At 66.0% G+C, this 605-nt stretch carries 1 protein-coding gene; it reads left to right on the top strand.

Translation table 11 applies throughout. The annotated features are described in order from the left end of the window. Positions 1-548 (top strand): polysulfide reductase NrfD family protein (locus AC01Y6_RS11030; protein WP_476671572.1); only part of this gene is annotated, 548 nt, incomplete at its 5' end. Positions 549-605 lie beyond the last annotated feature (57 nt).

Below are 605 nucleotides of genomic sequence, written 5' to 3'. Positions count from 1 at the left end.
TCCGCTTCACCCACATTTGGCTCTTCCTCTCCTTTCACCCCCAAAGCCCCATCTGGTGGGGCTCCTGGGGACTTGCCCTGGCCCTTCTCACGGGAGGCCTCCTCTACCTGGGCAAAGGTCCAAGGAAGCCCCTCGCCTGGGGCCTCTTCCTCTTCAGCCTGGTGGTCCTGGGCTACCCGGGAATGGCCCTGGTGGTGAACCTGAACCGCCCCCTGTGGAACGCCCTCTTGGCCGGGGTCTTCCCCTTCACCGCTTTGGGCCTGGCCCTAGCCCTGGTCGCCCTCCTGGGAAGCCCCTGGGCCAGGGCCCCCTTGAGAATGGCCATGGGGGCGGCCCTCTTCTTGGCCCTCCTCTACCCCTTAACCCTGTCTTGGGACGCCCGAGGGCACTTCCTGGAGGAGGCGGGCCTACCCTTCTTCTTCCTCCTCCTCTTGGGGCTTGGAGTCTTCGGCAAGGAGCGCCTCGCCCCCTGGGCGGGGCTTGTGGCGGCGGCTGGCCTGAGGGCCCTCTGGGTTCTGGTGGGCCAGTGGCAAGGGCTCGGCCTTTAGGGGCTTAAGGCCCCTAGGGAATAAGGAGGTGCGTCATGAAAGGCATGAAGAAGCTGG

The organism is Thermus sp. (genome assembly GCF_056332225.1).
This window is presented reverse-complemented; position numbering and strand designations above follow the sequence as displayed.